Genomic DNA, 5,327 nt, shown 5'->3' with positions numbered 1-5,327 from the left:
TCTTCTTTCCCCGATCTCTCGATCTTTCAAGAAAACGAGTCGCACATGGCCCACAGACCCTCGCATACCCTTGGCTCATGCTGATGATTGTGCGGCTGCGCCAGGGTTGTCGTTGGTATTTGATGTTGGCAGTTGTCTTTTATTGAATACATCTTTAATCTCTGTTTTCAGCCACATCCAAAGTATTAGGCCAAGAGGAATAAACATTCCTAGACTTACTACTAATGGCCTATAGATATTTTCCCATTTTTCATCAAAAGTCATAGGATCTTCGTGCAGTCCAGTATGGTCTGAGTGAAGCACCATTCGATCATGAAATAAGAAGCTCTTTGATTGGCTACTTAAATCTAACAATGAAAAAGCTAATAGAATCATTAGAGTAATTCTTATGAGTTGATAACTCCAAATTCTCAGACTCAAGCCTGATATAAAAATCAAACAAAATAAAGTTAACCCGGTAGAAATCAAAATAATATACCAATGTGATTCATTATGAACCATAAAGTAATCTTGAGCTTTTTTAAAATTGAATGACATCCACCAGTACACGCTAATTTTTTCAAATAAGATGATAGTAGGCAGAATTGCTATAGTGTAAATAAATATTCTTATGAAATGTATCTTATTTAATCTCATTTAGATTACCGCCAATTGCCCAAATACAGCCGGAAACTGATGGCGATTGCGGTGAGGCAATGCGCTTTGAGAGCAAAGTTAACGGACTTTATAGTGTTATGTCCTGTGATTTTCATTTATTAATGGGATTATTAGCTTGTTATATCAAGAGTCATGATAATAAGTAGTTAATATTCCTTAAATCTTAACTCATAATGCTTCCCATCATGATCTATCTCTAACCACATTTGCTTTTTTCCTGTAAGCCTTGTGATTTCCCAATTTACCCATTGCAAAGGCATTTGTAAACTCATTTGCCGATCAATGTCTGTATAAGCGGTGTCTATTCCGTAATCATCGAAAGAAAAACCCAATTCTGGTTCGCTTCTTTTATCATTCCCCTTATATTTACCATAATAGGTATATTTTACACTCTTATCAGCCGAATAACTAATAACTGAAAATCTGGGTAAATCAATATAGGAAGCAGCCGGTTTATGTTCTATAAAATGAAGATTCCACTTACCATCTAAATGCAACTCTTTTATTACCCACATTGAATCTGAACCATTAACCGTATAAGAAGTCACTTTCCAGTCTCCATCAACTGCTTTTTCTGGATTTCGTAAACTTACGATTGGTCCATCTTCATAGTAGCTACAGGAGACAAGAAGTAAAAAAGGTAGTATAACCATGAATTTTTTCATAATCGGAAAAAACTTTTTGGAGAAAAAAACGAAAGTCATTTTTACTAATTTTCATTGGACATAATCTTTAGATTAGCTCAATATAATAATTCAAAGAGATTGATACAATAAAAATGATTGTTGTAACATTTGTGGGTAAGTGGGTAACTCTTGTAGAGCTTTAGGGTAAGCAGAGTTATCCATCTTATCCACAAATAGGCGGCCGGTGCACTAAGGCATAATAAGGCGCTAACGACCTATGGTCCGATTCAGTCCGGTTGCCTTTTTCTGTGAGAAAGAATCATATAGATTTTTGGGCTTCTAGGCTCAGTATGAAGGTTTCGATGCATGTCTCACTTTTTATTGTAATGCTATGCAAAAGCTCTCCCATTCTTCTCTGTATGCTTTTATTGTAGGCACTGATATTTCTAAGGAAAGCCTCGATGTATGTCTGATTCGCACAAGTGATGGAAGTCTATACTACCAAAAATTTAACAACAACATGCAAGGCTTTCAAAGAATGAAAGCTTGGCTGAAAAGTTATGGGTGTGAACTAGAAACAGATACGCTTTTTTGTATGGAACACACCGGTCTATATACCCGAAGACTGGTACACTATCTGATGAGTAGACAAGTTGCTGTCTGGCTAGAAACTCCGCTGCAAATCAAACGTAGCATTGGCCTTGTAAGAGGTAAAGATGATAAAGTTGATGCAGAACGCATAGCCAGATATGCTTTTATGCACCAAAATAAAGCTAGCCTTGTGAATCTAAGCAACCTCACCCTAGAAAAGCTCAAAGACTTACAAGCAAATCGCAACCGCTTATTGAAAGCCTTGAACAGCATCAAAACCACTGTCAAAGAAATGCTCTCGGTCGATGCAGCTTCCGGCAAAACCCTGCAGCGGGTAAATAAAGATGCTATCAAAGGGCTGGAAAAAAGTTTAGAGCAAGTAGAGCAGAAAATGAGTGAATTTATCGAATCTGATACAGAACTAAAGAAGAAATATGATTTAGTTACTTCGATTAAAGGCGTTGGCAAAGTCTTAGCCATTACCCTGCTTGTTTATACCCACGGCTTTGCCAAGATGGAAGATGGGAGAAAGCTTGCCTGTTATTGTGGGGTAGCCCCGTTTGAGTATCGAAGCGGCACAAGTGTATATGGAAAAACTGGCGTCTCCAAGTTTGCTAACAAAGAGCTGAAACGAATTCTGTATCTGGTTTCCATGAGTAGTATCCAATACAATCAGGAGTTTAAAAAGTATTTTAAGCGAAAAGTCGAGGAAGGAAAACCTAAGATGTCGGTGTTGAATGCTGTGCAAAACAAGCTCCTGCACCAAATTGTAGCTGTGGTGAAACGGGGTACACCCTATGTGGAAAAATTGGACAAAATATAGTCAAAAATACTTGACTTACTCATAGATTTCGAACCAAACCTCCTCGCAAACTGGTCCTCCAGCTTTGCCTGCAGATGAGGCAAGGTCGGTTGTCGTGGAGGTGGTGTTGCTTGCAGGTGTTTTACTTCTTTCCTCTTCTTTAGTCTGCTAGCATTAGAGTCCCGTACTGTTCTCCTGGTTTTGTAGTAATTCCCGAATTTGCCTTACAGGTAGTATAACCGTTTGTGACACTTCTTCTCCTACCCAAAGTTGTAAACCGCTATCCGCTGTCCAGGCAAGGGCACGACAGAAGTAGCCTTCCTCGTAGTGCTGGCCCAGATATAAACCTAAATTTAGCATCTTCAACGGAACTACATCGGGAGCGTCTAATTCTAACACTGTTACGGCCGGGCAGTTCATCATATCCTGTCCATTGACAGCTATTAAATCAGCCGTAGGACTATACAAAAGCTCTTTGATGTACCAATAGTGTGAGGTGCGTTTTTCCGGTTGTAAAAGGCCAGGACTTGCGTACTGATGCACCTGGTTGCGTGTAATGTTATATACCACGTATTCGTGTAAGTCATTACCACAAAGCAAATATTCATTCGTATTGGAATGTTGCAGATAATGATAAAAAACGTACCCAAAGCGATTTTTATATTCAAAGACAGATTCCCCCACTTGGTTACGTAAGATGAGTTGCTGGCAACTGATGGAATAGCCTGATTTTTCACTGGTCAAATACCCGTGGTGATAGTGATGGATGTCCAGTCGGTATTTCGGTGACACCTCCTGACTGGTAGTATGGATCAGATGAGCTTTTTGAAATATGTAATCAAATTGCTTCTGATGATTTTCGTATTGGGGGCTTAAAGCAATATTTTCTGTCAACATCAGTATAGGTATTGGAATGGCTTAAAAGAGCCGGTACGAAAATGTCTTAATCTTCGCTTGCAAGCAATGACCAACAACTCCCGCAAACCGTGCCCTTGTGGTGTGGCTTTTCGCTTAGAATGGGCAGGTTGTCGATTGAGTTGAGTGTTCTTGGCAGTTTTTAATTCTTTTTATAAGTGATAGTTTCGTTGCGATCTAAAAAGCCACAACAAGAAATTTCTTTTCTCTTGATTGGATAACCTTCTGCATTATATTCATATATATTCTCATAAGGGCTGATGGAAGATCCATCGGGTTGAATAATCATGAGTTTTACTATATTATACTTTTTAGCAAAGTTGGAAAAGCCATATAATCTATCAAGTACAGCAGCAGATTTTACAGCTGAATAAGGGTTGTTTTTGCCATCATATTCAAACAGGTAGCTAAGCTCAAGTTTGTCATTAGAATCATAAACGTCGGATTTGATTAATAAGCCATGTAAGTATTCATACGTGTAATATCGCTCAAGTTGAAAACCACTTTGTGAATGATAATAAATGGATGTTTTAAGTGTTTTCTCCGGAGAGCTATATTCATGTAGGCTATAGCCTGATTGGATGGGTTGATCATTTTTATTAATGGAAAACCATATTTCCTTCACTAATTGATCATTAGCATTATACTCATAGAGAGTATATCCATGATTATCACGTCCTGGATAATTAATGTAACTTACAGCCTTAGTTCGTTTGATAATTCGATTTTTATTATCATACTCATAATGAAAGAATTCTTCATAGCCTGCTTCATAAGTATATTCCTCTACTATGCGATTTTTGTCATCATACTTATACCTCTGAATGTATTCATTCAAATCAGCCTTGATTTCTATAGGGTAGAGCAATCTGACAGGTAAGATTGTATCTTTTGAATTATTACAACTAGTAAGTACAACTATTACAGTCAGGCAATAGACAAATATCAATTTCATTCTAATTTGTGTAGTAGGAACTTTTGTTAATTTAAACATACTCATTTCAATAGCCAAGAAAGGCTCAACTGCTACTTTATACCGTTGGCTTATGCTAAAGTAATGCGTTGGAATGCCACGGTTATCATTTGCAGGGTGTTATGGGCACAGCATTTATTATATTAGTTTCTTTACACTCGATTAAATTCAATTGATAAGCTGGTTCATCAACATAGCTCACAAGATTTCAGCATCTTCAACAAATGGGACATCTGTTTTCAAGTATCTAGGTAGTAATTCCATTTTAGTAAATATGATTTGCCCTTCTCGTCTACTGACAAGAATAGACCAATAAGGACTATCAGGAATATAAAAGGGATCCCCGCCTTCCTTTGATATCAAACTATCAGGTATACTGGTATTTCTACATAGCTTTGAATCATAAACAAAAACATTACAATACTCAATTTTAAAAGACTCACAGACACCTAGTTCTTGATGGGCAAGGATTCCATTGTTATAAATCTTAATTACTATTGTGCTATCGTTGAATATTTCACTATACAAGACATGGTAGTTTAAGTGGGGGTTGTATTTAAGATTGGAATCTATAATGGAAATCAATTCACTTAATTCACTTTTAGTTAGTCTTAATGTATTGGTTTCCTTTGATGATATACATGAAGAGATACTCCAAATGAACAAAATAATAAGTATCCGTCCGGTGAAATAGCAGGTTATATTTCAGGCAGAGGTGATGCCTCGGTTTTTTTCCAATAGGGAGGCAATAGTTCTTTAAGTT

The 5,327-nt window shown here is 37.2% G+C and carries 5 protein-coding genes; 1 reads left to right on the top strand and 4 read right to left on the bottom strand.

The window, feature by feature from the left end; all coding sequences use genetic code 11:
• Nucleotides 1-75 precede the first annotated feature (75 nt).
• Together Q0590_RS36535 and Q0590_RS36530 are read right to left on the bottom strand one after the other, a co-directional pair.
• Nucleotides 76-636 carry a hypothetical protein gene (locus Q0590_RS36535; protein ID WP_302042630.1) on the bottom strand — a complete coding sequence of 187 codons (561 nt, stop codon included), beginning with the start codon at nucleotides 634-636 and terminating at the stop codon, nucleotides 76-78.
• A gap of 167 nt (nucleotides 637-803) precedes the next feature.
• Nucleotides 804-1,322, bottom strand: coding sequence for a hypothetical protein (locus tag Q0590_RS36530; RefSeq protein ID WP_302042629.1), 519 nt, complete (start codon nucleotides 1,320-1,322; stop codon nucleotides 804-806).
• Nucleotides 1,323-1,674: 352 nt separating this feature from the next.
• On the opposite strand from Q0590_RS36530, the gene Q0590_RS36525 reads away from it, so the two are divergent.
• Nucleotides 1,675-2,697: an IS110 family RNA-guided transposase gene (locus Q0590_RS36525; RefSeq protein ID WP_302042628.1), complete on the top strand. Its 1,023-nt coding sequence runs from the start codon at nucleotides 1,675-1,677 to the stop codon at nucleotides 2,695-2,697.
• A gap of 153 nt (nucleotides 2,698-2,850) precedes the next feature.
• Here the strand turns inward: Q0590_RS36525 and Q0590_RS36520 are convergent, their stop codons facing one another.
• Together Q0590_RS36520 and Q0590_RS36515 are read right to left on the bottom strand one after the other, a co-directional pair.
• Entirely contained in the window at nucleotides 2,851-3,573 is a 723-nt protein-coding gene (locus Q0590_RS36520) for a hypothetical protein (protein WP_302042627.1), read from the bottom strand.
• Nucleotides 3,574-3,733: 160 nt separating this feature from the next.
• Entirely contained in the window at nucleotides 3,734-4,546 is an 813-nt protein-coding gene (locus tag Q0590_RS36515; protein ID WP_302042626.1) for a hypothetical protein, read from the bottom strand.
• Between the last annotated feature and the right edge of the window lie 781 nt (nucleotides 4,547-5,327).

The organism is Rhodocytophaga aerolata (genome assembly GCF_030503435.1).
GTDB lineage: Bacteria > Bacteroidota > Bacteroidia > Cytophagales > 172606-1 > Rhodocytophaga > Rhodocytophaga aerolata.
Note: the sequence above shows the minus strand (reverse complement) of the source record. Positions and strands in the feature narration are given on the sequence as shown.